We start from the raw sequence: 18,510 nt of genomic DNA on the forward strand, positions 1-18,510 counted from the left end.
CAGGCCATGGAGGAGCTCACACGCGGGGTCGCGCCCGACATCGTCGGGGCCGTCGATCTCCGCGGCGCGCGGCAGAGTGTCCGTGCCGTCATCCGCCCGACGCCTTGCCGGCGCAGTGCAGCAGCGCTCGCCGCGCGAAGGGTTACACGACCTGCAGGGTCGGCTTTCCTCGCTTGCGCACGGCTTCCGGGACCTGCCCGAACTGCTCACCATCCAGGTGAAGCCACGCAAGCTTCGGTAGAGTCCATATCTCTTTGGGCAGAACCGAAAAGGGGTTGTCGACAACCCAGAGCTCGACGAGCTCCTTCATCTGCCCCACTTCCCGTGGCAAGAGCTTCAGCTGATTGCCGCTCAGCTCCAGCTTGCGCAGCCTCGGGAGGGCGAAGAGCTCCATCGGCAGTCGCTCAAGCTTGTTGAATCCGATATCGAGCTCCTCGAGCGCGATGAGCGTGGAGATCGAGGCCGGAACGTCCTTGATGGCGTTGTCGCTCGCGTTCAAGCTACGCAGGCTGGTTAGGCCGCACAGCTCCGAGGGGAACCACTTCAGCTGATTTCGGCTCAGATCCAGCTTCGCGAGCTGGCCGAGCCCCACGAGCGACGGCGTTAGCTGTCTCAATGCGTTGCGGGACAAGTCGAGCTCCTCTAGCGTGGTGACGGTCCCGATCTCCTCGGGCAGATCGTCTAGGCCCACCGCGCGAAGATTGAGCGTCTTGCTCCCTTGATCCGCGGCGGCGGAGATCCGCTTGAGCGCGTCATTCGCGGCGCTCTGCCGATCCGGGGGACCACCCGAGGATGATGCGCCTCTCGCAGCCCTCTTCATTTGCTCCTCTCGTTCTTCTGTTGCTGGCGCAGTTTTTCATAGGTGGAATCTGACTTACCGCTGAATGCGACACCATAATACCCCTGTGTCGTCCCGGCCTTCGGGTTGGCAGCAGCACCCAAGTTGTGGTCGTATCCTTTAGCGACCTCCGTGCCCGCCGTCCCCTTCCCCTTGACCTTGCACGAACCGTTCTTGTTGCCCTTGTAGGTGACCTTGTTTTGCACACCCTCTGGCTGCTCCCACATGTACTGTCGGTGCTCATCGCGTCCCGCGTCCGATCGGTGAAGACCGCGGCCCCATGATCGGCAGCGTTCACCGTTCACCGCCGGCACCCACGCCGATCTGGGCCGCGCTCGCCTCCGCGGCGTAGACGTTACGCCCGCCGAAAAGTCGAAGGCCCAAGGGCTGCCACCCTCGGGCCTTCTGGAGCTCCGCGTTGCCGGAGTCCCCCACCTTCATCACAAGCCGGGCTCCAGGTCCAGAAAGCGGCGGCATGGAGCCCGTTGCCTTCGTCCGCCTACCGCCTCGCCCACTGCGCCCGCTGCCGCGTCCAGCTTCGCCTCTGCCGTCGCTGCGATCGCGGCCTGCGCCTCTGCCCCGACTGCCGCCCGCTCCGGCGTCGTGAGTCGCTCCGTCGCGCCGGCGTCGCCTACCAGAGCCGGCCTCGCGCTCGCCGCCTCCATGCCGCTCGCCAGGCCCGGTATCGGGACCGGCAGCGGGACAAGTTCTCCGCGCAGAAAGTGACGCATCACGGGGTGACACAAGCCGCGGCCGCGTCGATGTCCCAGCTCGCGCCGGAGATCACCCCGGCCGAAAGGACAACGATGACGATTGGATCCGAGATGTCGGCCGCTGCTCGCTCTGCGGAGCGCGGCTTCCGCCCTGGGCCCTGCGCGAGCGGCGCGCTCGGTCAGCGGTTCACCGACGCGCTCCCCGCGTCCCACGAAGCCCTCCGCGGTGACGGGAGGCGGTGGTGATCGCGAAAGAGAAGGAGGCCGAGGTTCTGCGCCTCTATCATGGTGAGAAGAGGCCCGTGGGCACCATTGCCGCTCAGCTCGGGCTGCACCACACCACCGTTCAGCGCGTGCTCGGGCAATCGGGCGTCGGCCCGAAGGTCGTCGCGCCGCGCCCGTCGATGGTCGACCCGTTCGTGCCCTTCATCGTCGAGCAGCTCGGCAAGTATCCCTCGCTGCGCTCCAGTCGCCTCTTCGGCATGCTCAAGGAGCGGGGCTATCCGGGCGGTCCCGATCATCTGCGTCGGGTGATCGGCCGTCTCCGCCCCAAGAAACCGGCAGAGGCATTTCAGCGGCTGCGCACGCTGCCCGGCGAGCAAGCGCAGGTCGACTGGGCGCACTTCGGCAAGCTGGCTGTCGGCCGGGCGCTGCGCCCGCTCTGGGCCTTCGTCATGGTGCTCAGCTACTCGCGGCGGCTCTTCCTGCGCTTCTTCCCGAGCGCGGCGATGCCCTTCTTCGTGCGCGGGCACGTCGAGGCGTTCGCCGACATCGACGGCGTCCCGCGCGTGCTGCTCTACGACAACCTCAAGAGCGCTGTCGTGGAGCGCCACGGCGACGCGATCCGGTTTCACCCCATGCTCCTGGCTCTGTCGGCGCATTACCGCTTCGAGCCGCGCCCTGTCGCCGTCGCCCGCGGCAACGAGAAGGGCCGCGTCGAGCGCGCTATCCGCTACGTCCGCGAGGCGTTCTTCGAGGCCCGGACCTACGCCGACCTCGACGACCTCAACCGACGAGCGACGATCCCCGTCACGCGCGGCCAGCACGCCGCCCTCGTCGTCACGCCGCATTCGCTCGCCACCTACGACGCCCTGAAGAAGGACCCGACGCCATGACCGATCTAACGCCCACCGAGACGAAGGCCCGCCTGAAGGGCCTCGGCCTGTTTGGTCTGCTCGCGTGCTGGGAGGAGCTCGCCGACAAGCCCTGGCCTCGCGAGGTGCTCGCCATCGAGGAGCGCGAGCGCCACAAGCGCAGCCTTGAACGCCGCATCAAAAATTCCCGCGTAGCCGCCTTCAAGCCCATGGCCGACTTCGACTGGTCCTGGCCCAAGAAAATCGACCGCGAGGCCGTCGACGACCTCTTCGCTCCCGGCTTCATCACCGCCGGCCACAACGCCGTGCTCGTCGGCCCCAACGGCGTCGGCAAGACCATGATCTTGAAGAACGTCGCCCACCAGGCCGTCATCCGCGGTCACACGGTCCGCTTCTCGACCGCGAGCGACATGCTCGCCGACCTCGCCGCGCAGGAGTCCTCGGCCGCGCTCGCGCGCCGGCTGCACCGCTACACGGTTCCCGCACTTCTTTGCATCGACGAAGTCGGCTATCTCTCCTACGACGGCCGCTACGCCGACCTGCTGTTCGAGGTCGTCACTCGTCGCTACGACGCGCAGAAGCCGATCCTGCTCAGCACGAACAAGGCCTTCTCCGACTGGGGCCAGGTCTTCCCGCACGCCGCCTGCGTCGTCACGCTCGTCGACCGGCTCGTGCACCGGGCCGAGGTGATCGAGATCGAGGCCGAGAGCTACCGGCTCAAGGAAGCCAAGGAGCTGAGCGCCTCCCGCATCAAGCAGCGCCGCGCCAAGAAGCACTGAGCCGCCTCTTCACCGGTGAACTTCACCGGCGTCGGATGCGGGTTTCACCGGCACCGGGCGCGGATTTCACCGGTGAACTTCACCGAACCCCCGCGGATTGCCGCGATCATCAACACCGGCGTCTTCCCGGAAAAGGTCCTCGTCAGCGCCTACACAAACGACAGCGGCAAAGTCGTCGTCGTCGCCATCAACGAGACAACCTCCGCCCAGACCGTTCCCCTCGCCTTCGCAGGCGGCACCGCGCCAAGCGCGATGGTCCCCTTCGTGACCGCCGCTCCGAAGAACTGGGCCGAAGGAACTCCCGTCACCGTAACGGACGCCACGCTCCCGATGGCCCTCGAAGCCATGAGCGTGACGACGTTCGTGAGTCAGTGAAGCCTAGCCAGATCGGCCCCGTCGCTCAGGGGACCTTCATCAGGGCGTTCTGCTCTGCTTGCACGCGGCCATCGGTGCAGAACTTGCAGTTGTCGCCGTAGAAGAAGTTCCTGTTCGCTGTGTCATCCATCAGATGAGCGCGGAACCAGGCCGCGGCCGACGACAGGGACACGCCATTTGCGCCCTGATAGACCCAGCTACCGTGATCCGCGTTGAGCTCGTTGAGGAAAAACGCGGGCTGATCGGTGACCGTCTTGAAGACATCGTGGACCCCGCTGCATTTCACCGTGGAGTCCTTCCCCCCGCAGAAGAACAACATGGGGGTGTGCACTCCCTTGAGGGCAGTGGTGCCGCAAATCGTGCCGAGGGCCGAGAAACGGGGATCGGAGGCCGTCTTGCAAGTCGACATGCCCCCATAGGAATGGCCAAGCTGGCCGATCTTCGTGGTGTCGAGGGCGTGATAGTACGGGCTGCTCGCATCCTCGGCTTGTTCCAAGATCCAATCGAGGCCCGCGGTCGTGGGAAGAGGATCGCCTTCGGCGGTCGCGGTGCTGAGAGAAGCCACCACGACGAAACCGTGGGACGCGAGATGGTTGACGATCGGTCCGTATTGTCCGCACCACTGATTGCTGCCGGCGTTGACGACGCATTTCGGCGGGTTCTGCTCCGGATTGTCCCGGTAGCCATTGGCCCAGATCAGGATCGGATGGCAGTGGCCGCTGGTTGCGATATTGCTCGGGCGGTACACGTGGAAGCGCTGTTGCTCGTCCCCATAGATCGGATCGGGAACGACGCCGGCGAGGGGGCCGACGTTCTTGTCTGCGGTGACCGAGAAGGGGCCCGTCTTGGTAGGATCGGCCGTGGGGAACGGGTCGCCGACGCAGCTACTGACCGAGCCGCCGCTACCGGTCGAGCCGCCGCTTCCGGCATTTCCTTGGCCGCCGCTGCCCGGTTGCCCGCCCGAAGCCGCGCCACCCGTGGCCCCACCCGAGCCGCCCGACGCCGAGCCGCCAGCCCCACCGCTGGATGCGCCGCCGCTGGATGCGCCGCCGCTGGATGCGCCGCCGCTTTCGGCCGTTCCCCCAGAGCCCGTCGCACCACCGGAGGCCGTGCCCCCGCTGCCCGTCCCACCGCTGTCCGTGCCAACCGCGCCCCCGCTCGCGGCAGCGTCCCCATTCGATCCGTTACCACACGCCGCGGTGGAAACGCACACGCCCAAAGCCAGTAGCCAACGCCTCATGGTGACTCTGTCCTCGCCCAGCCGCTCAGCGTCGTCAAGCGCTTTGGCGGATAGGACAAGCAAACGCGTTCCGCAAAGTCAAGTTTCTCGGAGCCGCTCCTGGCTCGTGCAGTCCGACTGTACGAGCTTATTGACAGAACGGGCCTTATGCGATCAGACAGGCCTTCCACTCGTGAAACGCCTGCGATTACCGCGACGTCGCACCAAGCGGAAGGCATCCTACCGTATAGCTGTACACTGCTGGCACCAAGCGGAAGGCATCTTACCGTATAGCTGTACACTACTGAGCTCGTCCAAACGGCCGCCCCGTCACGCGCGGCCAGCACGCCGCCCTCGTCGTCACGCCGCATTCGCTCGCCACCTACGACGCCCTGAAGAAGGACCCGACGCCATGACCGATCTAACGCCCACCGAGACGAAGGCCCGCCTGAACGGCCTCGGCCTGTTTGGTCTGCTCGCGTGCTGGGAGGAGCTCGCCGACAAGCCCTGGCTTCGCGAGGTGCTCGCCATCGAGGAGCGCGAGCGCCACAAGCGCAGCCTTGAACGCCGCATCAAAAATTCCCGCGTAGCCGCCTTCAAGCCCATGGCCGACTTCGACTGGTCCTGGCCCAAGAAAATCGACCGCGAGGCCGTCGACGACCTCTTCGCTCCCGGCTTCATCACCGCCGGCCACAACGCCGTGCTCGTCGGCCCCAACGGCGTCGGCAAGACCATGATCTTGAAGAACGTCGCCCACCAGGCCGTCATCCGCGGTCACACGGTCCGCTTCTCGACCGCGAGCGACATGCTCGCCGACCTCGCCGCGCAGGAGTCCTCGGCCGCGCTCGCGCGCCGGCTGCACCGCTACACGGTTCCCGCCCTTCTTTGCATCGACGAAGTCGGCTATCTCTCCTACGACGGCCGCTACGCCGACCTGCTGTTCGAGGTCGTCACTCGTCGCTACGACGCGCAGAAGCCGCTCCTGCTCAGCACGAACAAGGCCTTCTCCGACTGGGGCCAGGTCTTCCCGCACGCCGCCTGCGTCGTCACGCTCGTCGACCGGCTCGTGCACAGGGCCGAGGTGATCGAGATCGAGGCCGAGAGCTACCGGCTCAAGGAAGCCAAGGAGCTGAGCGCCTCCCGCATCAAGCAGCGCCGCGCCAAGAAGCACTGAGCCGCCTCTTCACCGGTGAACTTCACCGGCGTCGGATGCGGGTTTCACCGGTGAACTTCACCGAACCCCCGCGGATTGCCGCGATCATCAACACGTCTCGCTTCACGCGCAGCTCGTGGCCGAGCGACGTCCGAAGCGCCAAACGATCTCCGGCTTCGTTGCGCCAGCTCTGAACGACGTAGGTCGTCCCCTCCACGGTGATGGATTCCTTGGTAATCCGGCCCTCCCCGTCACGCTCGAACGCGAGCTCGACCTCCGCGGAGGACGCAAACATCAGCTCGCCGCGCGGGTCATACTCGAAGCGCCGCGCGGAGTTGTCGTGTGCGACGTGCTCCAGGATCTGCCCCGCCGGACTGAGCTTCAGCTCATGCAGGCCGTCGCCTTCGTCGTATCCCGTGATGCGCCCGAGCAGATCGCGTCGGTAGCGGACGCTCGCGCCATGAAACTGGCGCTCCGAGGAGAGGTTCCCGTCTGCCAGGTACGAGCGCTCGGATTTCTCGCCTCGCTCGTTCAGATGGTACAGCAGCCATCCCTCGCGGTTGTAGAACGCGCGCAGCTCGGAGCCATCGGGATGCACGACGCGCGTGAGCCAATTCAACCCACCGTATTCATACGTCGTCGTGCTGCCGTTCGGCTCCGTGGTCGAGACCAGGTTGCCCATCCCGTCATAGCGACAACTTGTGGTTCGACCGAGCTGATCCACGATGTGCGTCACCCGCCCCGATCGGGTGTAGCGGAGATGTATTTCGTAACCGAGCGGATTCACGATCCGAAGCAGGCGTCCCCAGTAGTCATACATGAACTGATAACGCGCCCCGTTCGGGAACGTGCGAGCGGTGCAGTTACCGTGATGGTCGTACTCGAACAGATGCCGCCCACCGCGCTCATCGATGACCTCACGCGCGACACCTCGTTCAATATGATTGAACTGAATTAAACCATTTACCTGATCGCGCATCAAGACGACTTCGCCGGAGCGATCGCGGTGAATCGTCGTGCTGCCGCCGGCGGGGTCGATAATCTCGAGCTCTCGGCCTAGGACACCAATCATGTTGAAACCCGGAGAATCTTCACAGGGAGGCGAGGAGGCGGGGAGGAAGAGAGAGAGAGAGAGAGAGAAAAAAAAATTCTTCTTCTCGCCGTCTCTCGCTCCCCGCCTCCTCGCCTCCCTGTGAAACTCCCGCTTTTTCTCGGGGTTTCAACCCGTTTGTCGCTCTAGGGTCTCCCTCGCCATTCTTACCGCCTGCGCTCCGCTTCCCGCCACGCCCTCGCTCCTCTTTTCCGCGTCCTCCGCCGCCTCCACCAGCGATGAAGACACCCGGGTTCATGCCGGGAATTGCGGGGATATTGGGTACGGGTGCGGTGCGTGCCATCGCTGTGTTTCCGGGATATCTGCTGTAGGCGGATCGTCGCGCTCATGCTAATCAGGCCAGCGCGGCGGCGCGACAACAAAACCAATAACGCATTCTCTGGGGGGACGAAAGCCTCAGCCAGCGCGCCGAGCGTCAGCGCGGCGGCCTGGACGTTGCCATGACTGACGCGATCCCGCCTCCGAGGAACGGGATGCATGACCGGTGAACGACGAGGTCTCCCTCGGCCCGGCGCCCCCGTCAGGCGCCCTGGGGCTGCCAGGGAAGACGACACCCCGAACGCGCGGCAACCGGAGGCGAGCCTGGGCCGGGCGGCGCTGGCAAGGAAAAATCTTTGCAATACCCCGACGTTGGGCTCATCGAGGCCGAGGAGCACGATGCCACCTCGGGCTGAGGCGCTGTAAGACGATCCGCTGACACGCCCCGCCCCGCGCGCGCGGCTGGCTCGCGCCCGCGTCGACGGGTACCCTTCCCCCGCGATGGCGATGCAAGCGCTGGCGCCTCGTGCACGGATCGCCCGCGGCAACTCCGGTGAGGGCCGCTGGGAGCTCGCGACGCGGCCCCCGGCGCCGCGCCTCCGCCCGTACATCCGCGACTACAGCGGCTACACGGAGGAGACGCCCGGGCCGCTGCGGCGGCGGGAGCTCCCGGCGCCGCAGATCGTCGTGATCATCGAGTTCGGACCGCCGCTGCGCGTGTTCGACGCGGGGAGCGATCGCCGCCATTCCTCGCACCCCGGCGGCTTCGTCGCGGGCCTCGACGCCACCTTCACGATCACCGAGCACGACGGGTTCCAGCGCGGGCTCCAGGTGAACCTCACCCCCATCGGCGCGCGGCTCTTCTTCGGCGTGCCCATGGAGGAGCTGACCGGGCGCGTGATCTCGGCGCGCGATCTGCTCCCCAGGAAGCACGCCCGGCTGGCCGAGCGCCTCGAGGAGCTCCCGACCTGGGACGCGCGCTTCGACCTGATCGAGCGGGCGCTCGGCGAGCGCGTGGACGAGGCGCGGCTCGAGGTCGGCGTGGTCTCGTGGGCGTTCCGCCGCATCGAGGAGCGCGGGGGCGCGGTCGACATGCGCGCCCTGGCGCGCGAGCTCGGCTACAGCCAGAAGCACGTGATCGGCCTGTTCCGCGAGCACGTCGGCGTCCCGCCCAAGCTCCTCGCGCGCCTCGTGCGCTTCGACCGGCTGGTGCGGCACCTCAAGACGGGCGGCACGGGGACCTGGGCGGAGCTCGCCCAGCGGTTCGGCTACTACGACCAGGCGCACCTCGCGCGGGACGTGAAGCAGTTCAGCGGGACGACCCCGACCCGGACGCGCGCGGCGCTGATCGACGTCGCCGGCATGAGCCCATAACACCGCGTCGGCCTGAAGCTCGCTGCGATCCGTGACATGTCACGCTGCGATCCGTGACATGTCACGCTGCGATCCGTGACATCTCAGGGAGGAATGGGCCGCGCTTCACGTGCGGACGACCCATGATCCGGCGTGTGGAGCGCGACGGTTCGAGAAAGCAAGCGCCCTCTGCGCCCGGCACATGGCTTGCTATGACCTCCGAGCGAGACGGAGAAGGAGCGTCGAGTTTCCGGAGCGCACGCGGTTATTTCCATCGCTTCTCAGCGTACCGCCGATTGGGCCGAACACGGCCGCCTCGCTGGCTCCGGGAGGTTGCTCGAGCGTCGTGGTCGACCCTCGGAGCACGGTGGACCTCGGCTCGGGCACCTGCGTCTCGATGTATTCATCGGCCGGTTCAATCAAGGAGAAATTCATCCATGCGATCCGCGAATCTTATCATCGCAAGTGCTATCACCTTGGCAGCCCCCGTGCTTGGTTGGGAACGGGATGCCCACGCTCACGAAGTCGAGATGAGCGATCTTCCCGAGGGCTGCATCGACGAGCTTCGAGCAGGAACGTTGCCGATCGATCTCGACCTCGGCACGCTGTCCGGCAGCGATTCTTCGGTTCAAGTCCCCGGGTTCACCGCCTCGGAGTGCATGGGCTACACCTGGCTCAATTTCAAGAATGGCACGAACGCCAAGGTGATGACCCCTCATTACGGCCCTAACGTGAATTCGTCGGCATGGGACTGCAATCATACGGCGCTCACGTGGGGCCTTTATTTCAGAGTCGTGATCCCATTCGCCTCAACGACCACTTGGCTCTTCGTCAAGGGGGGCAACATGTACGGAAGTCTCGTGGGCGGAACCTGCACTTACGATCCAGAGAACTTTCCGCACGGAGCTGGAGAGACGAGCAGCCCCCTTCCCGTGACCTCCATCGCTGGTGGATGGGTAGAGTATCGGCTCGCCGTGAGGGCATGGCAGCACGACGACACGCATATCGGCCATCCGGGGACAGCGTGCGGGGGTCTGTCGGAGTGCCATAACAGCGTCGTCGTGGAGTTCGACGCCCCATAGTCCGAGCTCGGGCTACGGCTCATCCGCCTCGTCCTCTCGCCCGGGCCGAGGCGGCGCCGAGCACCGACCCGAGCGCGGCGCCCAGCAACAGGCCGAGCCGGCCCGTCGCCTCGTATCCCCGGAGCCCCCCTGATTCGAAGTCGGTCGCGAAGTTGCCTCCGAAGAGCGCCCCCAGGAGCAGCCCCAAGGGAGCTCCCGTCGCGGCTCCGAGCGCTGCGCCTATCCTGTCCCATGGCGAGCAGCCTAGCTGATTCGGGGTATGGGCGACCGCGGCTCCGGCTCGCCGACGCTCACGGTCCCTGGCGGCGGGGTCCGCGGCCGCGCCGTCGGTCCCGCGCCTCCCAAGCCCCGCGTCCGCCGCCGACGCGCCAGCCGGCGTCGAGGAGGATGGGGATGACCCGCGCCTGCCCGGCGTTGTGGCGCCCCAGCGCCCGTTCCATCTCTCGCCACCGCGCGTCGGCGGTCCTCGAGGCGGCGCGGGCTTGAGCTCCGTCACGACAGCGCCGTATCCTCGCTGCCGAGGCGCACCGCCGTGATCTCTTCCGACGATCTTCGAAAGCTCGCGCTGTCGCTGCCCGAGGCCGAGGAGCAGGACCACTTCGGCAAGCCGTCGTTCCGCGTGCGAGGGAAGATCTTCGCGACCCACTGGGTGGCGGAGGAGCGCGCGGTCCTCAAGCTGTCCCTCGAGGAGCAGGACAGCCTGGTGCAGGCGCAGCCCGACGTCTTCTCCGTGACGCCGTGGGGACACCAGGGCTGGACCCGGGTGGAGCTCCGCCGCGTCGACCGGACGCTCCTGGAAGAGCTGCTCGTGGGCGCCTGGCGCCGCGTGGCGCCGAAGCGCGTTGTCGCGCAGTGGGACGCGGGCCGCAGCGGGGAGCCGGCGGCGCCGCCAGGCGCTCCCTCACCTCCCCGGAGACGCCGGCGCGCGACGTGACCGGCGCCGGGATGCGCGGTCCGGAGAGCGCCTCGGCCGCGCGCGGCGAGCCCCGGGCCGGAGGCCGCCGTCCATTTTCCGATGGTGAGGAAGGAAAGTTCGATCCAGGTCGTAGTAGGTTCACGCATGGGCGCCTGCCCGATCGACGGGGCAGCCCGCCCGCTTGTTCCGGCGGAGCCGTCTCGAGCGCCGCGCGGACACTCAGGTGGACCTTCTCGATGATGGAGTACTCGATGACACGAATGAAGCTTCTTGGACTCTTGATGGCCGGGCTCTCGCTCGTGGCGTGCGGCGATGACGAGGCAGGCAACGGGGCCGAGACCGGCGGCAACACCAGCGGCGGGGGCGCTCTCGACGGCAAGCAGCTCGACGAGCTGACGGCCGCGGAGTCCCAGCAGGTGTGCGCGGACCTCGCAGGGTCGATCGAGCTGTCGAAGGAGGACTCGTGCGAGGTCATCGGGCTGGGCAACACCATCCTCGGGGGGGATTGCGAGACCTTCAAGGAGCAGTGCATCAGCGCGCCGGAGGATCCCGAGTCGATCGGTTCGTGCGATCCGTCCGAGTTCGCGGGGTGCACCGCCACGGTCGCAGAGATGAAGGCCTGTATGACCGCAATGACGAGCGCCATGAGAGCGCTCACGTGTGAATCGAGCATTGCGGACCTGGCGCAGCAGCCCGCCGCGTGCGCGGTCGTCAACGAGAAGTGCCCGGAGCTCGGCGAGACCGAAGGCGAGGGCGAGGGCTCCTGAGGTCGCCGCTCGCCCAGGCGTGACACGCAAGGCCGACGCGGCGATCCGGATGGGGACGCCGCCCGAGAGCGCAAAGCGTTGGTATCTTCGAGGCCAACGGGGCGCCTGCGGGTCCTGAACGGCCAGGAACGCACCTTCCTTGTCAAGGAGAGCTCGAATGAGACAAACGACGCTTCTCGAGGTCCTGGCGGCTGGGCTCGCGCTTGCGGCGTGCGTTGACGATGGGGGCGAGACCGCAAGCGCCCTCGACGAGAACCTGCAGCTCGGCGAGCTGACGACCGAAGAGGCCAGTCAGGTGTGCGACGATCTCAAAGAGCCGATGAAGCTCGCGAAAGCAGACCAGTGCGATCTCATCGGACTGCTCAACTCCTCTGAGATAGAGGAATGCGTGGCCATCTGGCGGGCGTGCCTCATCTCTGCCAATGAACCTCTGACGTCGACCAGGTGCTTCACGTACGACTTCGAGGGGTGCACCGTCACGGTCGCGGAGGCCAAGGCCTGCCTGATCGCCATGGCCGGCACCCTCAAGGCGCTCTCGTGCGGGTCCAGCCTCGACCTCTTGCAGCCTCCTGCGGAGTGCGCGGGCGTCCGCGCGATCTGCCCGTCGATCCTCGAAAACGGCGAAGGCTTCTGAGGTCACCCCTCGCCCGCTTGCCGGCGGCCCGGCCGCTCTCGATCTGACGGCACGCCCGGCGTCAGCCCTGCGTCACCGCATCCCCTCACGCCCATGCCTTCGGTCGCCGAGCGCGAGCGTGAGCTGTCGCGGCGCCTCGCATCCTACATCCGAGCACCTGCCTCGGCCCACGCCCGGACCCGCGCCGGCCGAGCATCCCGGAGCTTGACAGGTGACCGTTTGGTAACATATTAAGGAGGTGACGGACGACGATCGCGTCTTCAAGGCGCTGGCCGATCCCACCCGGCGCTCCCTCCTCGACCGACTCTTCGCGCGTGACGGCCTCACGCTCACGGAGCTCGAGTCCGGGCTCGAGATGTCGCGGTTCGGCGTGATGAAGCACCTTCGGGTGCTCGAAGCCGCGGGGCTCGTCGTCACGGTTCGATCGGGCCGGAAGAAGCTTCACTACCTGAACCCGGTCCCCATTCGCCAGATCCACGATCGTTGGATCGACAAGTACACCGAGGGGCGCATTTCGGCGCTCGTTGATCTGAAGAGACAACTGGAGAAGAACAATGACGACGAAGAGTGAGAAGCCGGTCCACATTTACCGAGTCCACATCAAGGCGACGCCCGAGGCCGTCTGGGATGCGATCACGAAGCCCGAGTGGATCGAGAGGTACGGTTACTGCGCCCGCGCGGAGTACGATCTGCGCCCCGGCGGCAAATACCAGGCATTCGCGAACACGGAGATGGCCCAGCACGGCGGCCCCAACGTGATCATCGATGGAGAGGTCATCGAGGCCGATCCCCCGCGAAAGCTCGTTCAGACGTGGCGCATCCTCTGGGATCCCGAGATGAAGGAGGAAGGCTTCAGGCGACTTACCTGGGAGATCGAGGTGAGCCCCTACGGCATCACGTCGCTGACCGTGACGCACGAGGTCGGCGACGCGCCCAAGACAGCCGCCATCACCTCGGGCGCGATCAAGGAAGCCGGCGGCGGCTGGAGCTACATCCTGAGCGATCTGAAGACGCTGCTCGAGACAGGCAAGACGCTCTCGGCAGCTTGAGCCCCCACGACGCGGCATCCACATCCAGGCGCCGGCGTGGATGCCGCAGGCTCGGGCCCCGCGCGGGTGGAGCGCCACCGCGGTCCGTGCCTCGAGCGCTGCAGCACGCGTCCGGACAGCCGATCGCGCCGTCCGCCCGCGTCACCTGGCGCGGGCCCAGCGCCAGAGCTCACGGAGAGTCGGCGTCGATCCATGGGAGAGGACGCCTATCCGGAAGATCCTTGCAGCGACCCAGACGAAGAGCAGCACGGTCGCGCCGGTGCCGCCGATGGCGACGAGGATCTGCCAGAGCGGCGGCTCGGAGACGAGGACCCGGACGAACATCACCATCGGCGCGTAGATCGGGATCATCGAGAGAACGACGGCGAGCGTCGAGCCGGGGTGACCGGCGATCACCACGAGGAAGAACGGCGGCGCGGAGAGCGCCATCGAGATCGGGCTCATCAGCTGCTGCGCGGCCTTCTCGGAGCTCGCGGCCGCGCCCCCGATGGCATAGACAGCCACGTTCACGAGATATCCCAGGAGAAAGAACACGACGAAGTACACGGCGACCATGGGACGAAGCAGCGTCTCGGCGTCGATGAGGCGCGGGCCTCCCAGCGCGCCTACCGCGACGCCCGCGACAGCCGCCATCCCGAGCCACACGAGGATCTGCGTGAGGCCGGCGGCGGCGAGGCCGAGGATCCTCCCGGACAGGAGCTCGAACGGGGTCACCGAGGAGAGGAGGATCTCCATGATCCGGTCCGACTTCTCCTGCACGATGCGGCGCAAGATCTCGCGACCATTCAAGAGGATCGCGACGAAGAGCAGGCCGCCGAAGCCGAAGGCGACGAGCAGGTCGAGGTCGCCGCCGGGGCCCCCGGGGCCGCGCGAGGAGAGAGGCGCCGGCTCGAACGCAGGAGGCGACAGGAGGCCCTCGATCTCGGCGGCGTCGTGGCCGCGCGCCGTCCACCGCGCCACGGCGACGCCGCGCGCCACCACCGCAGCGGCGTGCTCGACGGCATCGAGATCAGCCCCCGTCGCGTACAGCGCGCCCCGCGCGCCGGGGTCCTCGAGCATCGCGGGCGGGAGCACCACGACGCCGTCCACGCCGTGCCCTCCCGTCTCGACGCCCGCCCTCGCGCCGTCGAGCAGCGCCGCGACGGCCGCGCTCGTGGCGGCGGCGTCCCCGGGGGCCACGTAGGTGAGCCGCAGCCGGGCGGCCCCCGGGAGCACCGCGCCGCCCATCGCGGCGCCGAGCGACCTCGCGGAGGACCGCGCCGACGCCTCGTCGTCGAGGCTCGCGGAGGCGGCCTCCACGACCCCGCGGAGCCGGCCTGTCCCGTCGACAACGACGACCGAGCGATCGCCGGCGCCGACGGCGACGATGAGCGCAGGGAGCAGGCCCACCGCCGCGAAGAGGACCGGCAGGAGGAGCGTCGTGAGGGCGAAGGACGCGGTCTTCACCGAGGCGACGTACTCGCGCTTCAGCACGACGAGGATGCGGCTCACGATGCCTCCAGCGCCGCGCCGCGGGCCGCGCGCGCCCTGTGGGCGAGCGGCGGCGGGGCGCCCTCGCCGACGACGCGAGAGAAGATCTCGCCGAGCGACGGCGACGAGACCTCGAACCGCCGCACCTGGAGGCGCGAGAGCGCCGCCGAGAGCGCCCGCTGCGCGTCGCCGGCGTCGCGCAGCACGAGCTCCGCGACGCCGGCCTCGATCCGCGCGCTCACCACGCCGTCGACGCCGAGGAGGAAGGTCCCGTCGCCGTCGAACTCGATCCGCGCCGTGTTGCCGGCGAAGGACGCCTTCACCTCGCCGACGGGCCCCGAAAGGACGACGCGCCCCCGATCGACGACGACCACGTGGTCGGCCAGGCTCTCGGCGAGCGGCATGACGTGGGTCGAGAGCAACAGGGTCTTTCCGGCGGCGCGGAGCTCCCCGAAGAGCCGCTTCACGACCACGGCGTTGACGGGATCGAGGCCCGACATGGGCTCGTCGAGGACGAGGATCTCCGGGTCGTGGACGAGCGCGCCGCAGAGCTGCACCTTCTGCTGGTTGCCCTTCGACAGCGTCTCGATCCGCGCGCGCGCGACGTGCGTGAGCTCGAGCGACCGGAGGAGCCGCGCGGCGCTCTCGCGCGCGCGGCGCGGGCGGACGCCCTTGAGCTCGCCGAGGAAGGCCAGGTGCTCGGCGACCGGCATCTGCTTGTACAGGCCTCGCTCCTCCGGGAGGTACCCGACGCGATCGCGGATCGCGACGCTGTCGCTCCTGCCTCCGAGGACCTCGACCGCGCCCTCGTCGGGGACGAGGATGCCTGTCACGAGGCGCATCGTCGTCGTCTTCCCCGCGCCGTTCCGGCCGAGGAGCGCGGTGGCGCCGCCGCGCCGCACCTCGAACGACACGGCGTCGACGGCCCGGCGCGACGCGAAGACCTTCGTCGCCCCGCGGAGCGCGATCGCGGGCGTCATCGGCGCTCCGGGGCCGAGGCACCCGCGGCGCGGTCGCCGGGCGCGGCGCGGCGATAACACACCTCGCGCAGCGCCACGCGCTTGAACTCGTCCGCGTCGGCGAAGCCGGCGGAGCGCAGGGCGCCCGCCGGATCGGGCGGCACGGGCGCGCCAAGGCATCGCTCGAAATACCACCGGATCAGGTCGCCTTCGGCCATCCCGGCGTCGGAGAAGGCGGGGTTCGAGAGGCCGAGCTCGGCGAGGCGCTGCTGCTTGTCGCGGGCCCGAGAGAGCAGCTCCGCGTACTCGCCGGAGACCGAGAGGTGGTCGCGGACGTGGCCTTGCGCCACCTCGTCGACCGCCTTCTCGACCCAGCCGATGAGCGCCTCGTCACGGAGCAGCCGCGTCAGCTCGCCCCAGCCGACGCTGAACCGACCCATCCACGCCTTCACGTCGTCCGGCTCGTAGAGCCGCCGCTCGCGGCGGAAGGCGTCGGACGCCCGCTCCAGCGCGGCGTTGTCCACGGTGAGGCCGCGCCGCTCAGCCTCCTGCAGCGCGAGGTACCGAAGCATGGCCCCGCGCTTCGCCCGGCCGTACGCCGCCGCGTCGAGGCGGAGCTCGTCCAGGATGCCGTCGAGGGCGACCGTCTCATACGGCGACGGGTCGCCGGCGCTCGGGCGCTCCGCGGCGACCATCTCGCCGGCGGCCTGCTCGGCGCGGCACCAGAACTCGGTGACCTCGAACCTGTACGTGACGGTCTTCAGCGAGAAGCCCGCCTCGGCGCGCGCGCGGAGGTGCCGGAGCAGCGCGATCGCGTCGTCGCGCTTCTGGTGGACGCGCCCCTTCGGGAGGAAGTCGCGCAGCGACGCGAGCTCGCTCTGCGGGACGCCGTGGCGGGACGCGGCGTCGAGGATCACGGGATAGACGCGGTCGGGATAGTAAAGAGACTTCGCGATCGCCGTGAGCGCGTCGCGCGTGGCGGCGGTGATCACGCCCGCGGCAGCGGCGGCGTCGAACGTCCTGCGGAGGTTGACCATCGCCTCGGAGCCGGCGCGAAAGCCGCTGTCCGCGGGGCCGTGGACGACGGCCACCTCGTCGTCATCCTCGAGGAGGCCGTCGCGGTACGCCTCGAAGATGGCGCCCACGCCTTCCATGCCGAAGGCGGAGAGCTCGGCGGCGCGCAGCGCCCCCATGCTGGAGCTCCCGAAGACGTGGATGCCCTGCGCCATCGCGAAGAGGATCTCCTTGTGCCAGACCGCCGGGACGCGCTCGAAGTAGCCGTCGATGATCGCGATGGCGCTCGGGCGCTTGGCGCATGCCCGGTAGACGTCGCCCTGCGAGACCGGCGGCAGATAGACGGCGTCGAGCTCCGCCCGCGCGGCCTCGAGCGAGAGGGTCGGACCGAGGAAGACGATGATGCTCATACGATCTCCTTCAGGCTCGCCGCGCTCCGGCGCTCGAGCGCGCGGCGGAACCGGCGGCCAGGGATGTAGTTGGGGAACGAGTGGATCCCTTCGAGCCCGGGGATAACGACCTTGACGACGGGGATGCCGAACTCCGGCTTCGTGAGATCGAAGGCGACGACGCTGTCGATCCCGACGGCGCGCAGCCGCTCGAGCTGCCAGGCGACGTCGTCCTCGAACGTGTCGCCCGCGAACGTCGGCGCCGCGGAGAACGGGCGCTCTCCGCGCGCCGTCAGCAGCCGGCGGAGGTGCCGGACGTGATCGGGGCTCCGGTGGCGGTCGTACTCGGTCCGGAGGAGGTCGTCGCGCGCGCCCGAGATGACCGTGAGCCGGGTCTGCGCGGCCTCGGTGAGGGCGCGCAGCAGCGCGACGGCGCGCGACGGATGGCAGCCTTGCCCGCCGGAGCCGTGGAGCGCCCGGACGGCGTCCTCCGTCCGCTCGGCGATCAGGCACTCGTACGAGGGGATGCCGACGTCGGAGGTGGTCTCCCACGCGCCGACGGCGATCCCGGCGGCCGAGAATTTCGCGAGCACCTCGCGGCAGCCGGGATCGTCGATGCTGTCGAGATCGAGCCGCCTCGCGTCCCGCTCCTCGTCGGTGAGGGCCCCCCACACGGCCGTGGCGTCGCGCTCGACCACCTCGCAGATACCGTAGCTCACCGCCTCGAGGAGCCCGTTTCCCGACGAGAGCCCGTTGGTCGAGCAGCAGAAGATACCCGGGTTGACGCGGCCCGTCGCGGTGGCGTTGACGTGCACGAGCTCGTAGGGGACCCACACCGGGGCGCCGCGCAGGAGGTCGTAGCCCTCGGCCCACAGGAGCGGGGTGTCCTCGTCGAGCGGCATGCTCGAGGTCCGCGGCAGCGCGGAGACGTCGGCGATCGCGTGGGAGCGCGAGAGCTCGCGAGAGGAGCCGAGGAGCAGCGGCCGGACGATGTTCTCGCCGTGATAGGCCTCGATCGATTCCATCAGCCCCGAGACCTTCGCCGCCGCGAGCGTCAGCCCCTTTCCCTGGCTGACCGAGAGAGAGCGCGAGTTGGGGCGGCAGACGACGACGACCGGTATCCCGATCGCGTCGAGCCCCGTGACGTTGGCGATCCGCGTGATCCCCATCGCCGGCATGAAGCCCTTGATCCGATCGAAGGTCTCCTCGGGCGAGGCCGCGCGGTGGGTGCCGTTCATGAAGCGCTTCTTTTCGGGGCCCGAGAGCCCCGGCATGGGCGGAAGCTTGGTCTGAGTCTCCACGATGCGTCTCCTTCGCTCTGCGCCCGTGGCGGGCGC

General features: G+C 68.3%; 19 protein-coding genes and 1 pseudogene. 11 read left to right on the forward strand and 9 right to left on the reverse strand.

The window, feature by feature from the left end; genetic code table 11:
- Positions 1–142 precede the first annotated feature (142 nt).
- Positions 143–820, reverse strand: a complete 678-nt coding sequence (locus ACSRUE_RS02875; RefSeq protein WP_441289675.1) for a leucine-rich repeat domain-containing protein — start codon at positions 818–820, stop codon at positions 143–145.
- The gene (locus ACSRUE_RS02880; protein ID WP_441289676.1) at positions 817–1,044 is read right to left on the reverse strand and encodes a hypothetical protein; all 228 of its coding nucleotides are present in this window, start codon (positions 1,042–1,044) and stop codon (positions 817–819) included. Before ACSRUE_RS02880 ends, ACSRUE_RS02875 begins: the two co-directional genes overlap by 4 nt.
- Before the next feature lie 746 nt (positions 1,045–1,790).
- Here ACSRUE_RS02880 and istA point away from each other — a divergent pair.
- From istA to ACSRUE_RS02895, 3 genes and pseudogenes are all read left to right on the forward strand, one after another.
- Positions 1,791–2,570 (forward strand): annotated as a pseudogene (gene istA, locus ACSRUE_RS02885) (IS21 family transposase); the annotation flags it as partial.
- Positions 2,571–2,662: 92 nt separating this feature from the next.
- The gene (locus ACSRUE_RS02890; protein WP_441289677.1) at positions 2,663–3,424 is read left to right on the forward strand and encodes an ATP-binding protein; all 762 of its coding nucleotides are present in this window, start codon (positions 2,663–2,665) and stop codon (positions 3,422–3,424) included.
- A 72-nt stretch (positions 3,425–3,496) separates the two neighbouring features.
- On the forward strand, positions 3,497–3,799 hold the full coding sequence (locus ACSRUE_RS02895; RefSeq protein ID WP_044965132.1) for a glycoside hydrolase family 30 beta sandwich domain-containing protein: 303 nt from the start codon (positions 3,497–3,499) through the stop codon (positions 3,797–3,799).
- 25 nt (positions 3,800–3,824) lie between these two features.
- Here the strand turns inward: ACSRUE_RS02895 and ACSRUE_RS02900 are convergent, their stop codons facing one another.
- Positions 3,825–5,039 (reverse strand): poly(ethylene terephthalate) hydrolase family protein, encoded by a 1,215-nt coding sequence (locus ACSRUE_RS02900; RefSeq protein ID WP_441289678.1) that lies wholly within the window; start codon positions 5,037–5,039, stop codon positions 3,825–3,827.
- 391 nt (positions 5,040–5,430) lie between these two features.
- Between ACSRUE_RS02900 and ACSRUE_RS02905 the strand changes: the two genes are divergently transcribed.
- Entirely contained in the window at positions 5,431–6,192 is a 762-nt protein-coding gene (locus ACSRUE_RS02905) for an ATP-binding protein (RefSeq protein ID WP_441289679.1), read from the forward strand.
- A 22-nt stretch (positions 6,193–6,214) separates the two neighbouring features.
- Here the strand turns inward: ACSRUE_RS02905 and ACSRUE_RS02910 are convergent, their stop codons facing one another.
- The gene (locus ACSRUE_RS02910) at positions 6,215–7,243 is read right to left on the reverse strand and encodes a hypothetical protein (RefSeq protein ID WP_441289680.1); all 1,029 of its coding nucleotides are present in this window, start codon (positions 7,241–7,243) and stop codon (positions 6,215–6,217) included.
- A gap of 798 nt (positions 7,244–8,041) precedes the next feature.
- On the opposite strand from ACSRUE_RS02910, the gene ACSRUE_RS02915 reads away from it, so the two are divergent.
- Both ACSRUE_RS02915 and ACSRUE_RS02920 read left to right on the forward strand, forming a co-directional pair.
- Positions 8,042–8,914, forward strand: coding sequence for a helix-turn-helix domain-containing protein (locus ACSRUE_RS02915; RefSeq protein WP_441289681.1), 873 nt, complete (start codon positions 8,042–8,044; stop codon positions 8,912–8,914).
- A 416-nt stretch (positions 8,915–9,330) separates the two neighbouring features.
- Positions 9,331–9,975 (forward strand): hypothetical protein, encoded by a 645-nt coding sequence (locus ACSRUE_RS02920; RefSeq protein ID WP_441289682.1) that lies wholly within the window; start codon positions 9,331–9,333, stop codon positions 9,973–9,975.
- A gap of 19 nt (positions 9,976–9,994) precedes the next feature.
- Here ACSRUE_RS02920 and ACSRUE_RS02925 read toward each other — a convergent pair whose 3' ends face one another.
- Entirely contained in the window at positions 9,995–10,162 is a 168-nt protein-coding gene (locus ACSRUE_RS02925; protein WP_441289683.1) for a hypothetical protein, read from the reverse strand.
- A 345-nt stretch (positions 10,163–10,507) separates the two neighbouring features.
- Here ACSRUE_RS02925 and ACSRUE_RS02930 point away from each other — a divergent pair, with 345 nt between their 5' ends.
- The 5 genes from ACSRUE_RS02930 (at position 10,508) to ACSRUE_RS02950 (ending at position 13,341) form a co-directional block, all read left to right on the forward strand.
- Complete coding sequence (locus ACSRUE_RS02930; RefSeq protein WP_441289684.1) at positions 10,508–10,909, forward strand: MmcQ/YjbR family DNA-binding protein; 402 nt, start codon at positions 10,508–10,510, stop codon at positions 10,907–10,909.
- A 242-nt stretch (positions 10,910–11,151) separates the two neighbouring features.
- On the forward strand, positions 11,152–11,658 hold the full coding sequence (locus tag ACSRUE_RS02935) for a hypothetical protein (protein ID WP_441289685.1): 507 nt from the start codon (positions 11,152–11,154) through the stop codon (positions 11,656–11,658).
- A 157-nt stretch (positions 11,659–11,815) separates the two neighbouring features.
- A complete protein-coding gene (locus ACSRUE_RS02940) occupies positions 11,816–12,292 on the forward strand; it encodes a hypothetical protein (RefSeq protein WP_441289686.1) in 477 nt (158 codons plus the stop codon).
- 238 nt (positions 12,293–12,530) lie between these two features.
- Complete coding sequence (locus ACSRUE_RS02945) at positions 12,531–12,863, forward strand: ArsR/SmtB family transcription factor (protein ID WP_437762556.1); 333 nt, start codon at positions 12,531–12,533, stop codon at positions 12,861–12,863.
- The gene (locus ACSRUE_RS02950; RefSeq protein WP_437762557.1) at positions 12,847–13,341 is read left to right on the forward strand and encodes an SRPBCC family protein; all 495 of its coding nucleotides are present in this window, start codon (positions 12,847–12,849) and stop codon (positions 13,339–13,341) included. Before ACSRUE_RS02945 ends, ACSRUE_RS02950 begins: the two co-directional genes overlap by 17 nt.
- 141 nt (positions 13,342–13,482) lie before the next feature.
- Here the strand turns inward: ACSRUE_RS02950 and ACSRUE_RS02955 are convergent, their stop codons facing one another.
- Genes ACSRUE_RS02955 through ACSRUE_RS02970 form a run of 4 tightly spaced genes read right to left on the reverse strand, consistent with a single transcriptional unit; the run spans position 13,483 to position 18,474 of the window.
- Positions 13,483–14,832: an ABC transporter permease gene (locus ACSRUE_RS02955; protein ID WP_441289687.1), complete on the reverse strand. Its 1,350-nt coding sequence runs from the start codon at positions 14,830–14,832 to the stop codon at positions 13,483–13,485.
- On the reverse strand, positions 14,829–15,791 hold the full coding sequence (locus ACSRUE_RS02960; RefSeq protein ID WP_441289688.1) for an ABC transporter ATP-binding protein: 963 nt from the start codon (positions 15,789–15,791) through the stop codon (positions 14,829–14,831). The genes ACSRUE_RS02955 and ACSRUE_RS02960 overlap by 4 nt, the downstream gene beginning before the upstream one ends.
- Entirely contained in the window at positions 15,788–17,194 is a 1,407-nt protein-coding gene (locus tag ACSRUE_RS02965) for a TfuA-like protein (protein ID WP_441289689.1), read from the reverse strand. The genes ACSRUE_RS02960 and ACSRUE_RS02965 overlap by 4 nt, the downstream gene beginning before the upstream one ends.
- Positions 17,191–18,474, reverse strand: a complete 1,284-nt coding sequence (locus ACSRUE_RS02970; RefSeq protein WP_441289690.1) for a YcaO-like family protein — start codon at positions 18,472–18,474, stop codon at positions 17,191–17,193. The genes ACSRUE_RS02965 and ACSRUE_RS02970 overlap by 4 nt, the downstream gene beginning before the upstream one ends.
- Between the last annotated feature and the right edge of the window lie 36 nt (positions 18,475–18,510).

This window comes from Sorangium sp. KYC3313, from assembly GCF_052075895.1.
Lineage (GTDB): Bacteria > Myxococcota_A > Polyangia > Polyangiales > Polyangiaceae > Sorangium > Sorangium cellulosum_B.

What these genes read in the sequence shown, in the direction of transcription:
- ACSRUE_RS02875 (WP_441289675.1), bottom strand. Translation starts at nt 820, where the DNA reads ATGAAGAGGGCTGCGAGAGGCGCATCATCCTCGGGTGGTCCCCCGGAT.
- ACSRUE_RS02890 (WP_441289677.1), top strand. Translation starts at nt 2,663, where the DNA reads ATGACCGATCTAACGCCCACCGAGACGAAGGCCCGCCTGAAGGGCCTC.
- ACSRUE_RS02900 (WP_441289678.1), bottom strand. Translation starts at nt 5,039, where the DNA reads ATGAGGCGTTGGCTACTGGCTTTGGGCGTGTGCGTTTCCACCGCGGCG.
- ACSRUE_RS02905 (WP_441289679.1), top strand. Translation starts at nt 5,431, where the DNA reads ATGACCGATCTAACGCCCACCGAGACGAAGGCCCGCCTGAACGGCCTC.
- ACSRUE_RS02910 (WP_441289680.1), bottom strand. Translation starts at nt 7,243, where the DNA reads ATGATTGGTGTCCTAGGCCGAGAGCTCGAGATTATCGACCCCGCCGGC.
- ACSRUE_RS02915 (WP_441289681.1), top strand. Translation starts at nt 8,042, where the DNA reads ATGGCGATGCAAGCGCTGGCGCCTCGTGCACGGATCGCCCGCGGCAAC.
- ACSRUE_RS02920 (WP_441289682.1), top strand. Translation starts at nt 9,331, where the DNA reads ATGCGATCCGCGAATCTTATCATCGCAAGTGCTATCACCTTGGCAGCC.
- ACSRUE_RS02935 (WP_441289685.1), top strand. Translation starts at nt 11,152, where the DNA reads ATGAAGCTTCTTGGACTCTTGATGGCCGGGCTCTCGCTCGTGGCGTGC.
- ACSRUE_RS02940 (WP_441289686.1), top strand. Translation starts at nt 11,816, where the DNA reads ATGAGACAAACGACGCTTCTCGAGGTCCTGGCGGCTGGGCTCGCGCTT.
- ACSRUE_RS02950 (WP_437762557.1), top strand. Translation starts at nt 12,847, where the DNA reads ATGACGACGAAGAGTGAGAAGCCGGTCCACATTTACCGAGTCCACATC.
- ACSRUE_RS02960 (WP_441289688.1), bottom strand. Translation starts at nt 15,791, where the DNA reads ATGACGCCCGCGATCGCGCTCCGCGGGGCGACGAAGGTCTTCGCGTCG.
- ACSRUE_RS02965 (WP_441289689.1), bottom strand. Translation starts at nt 17,194, where the DNA reads ATGAGCATCATCGTCTTCCTCGGTCCGACCCTCTCGCTCGAGGCCGCG.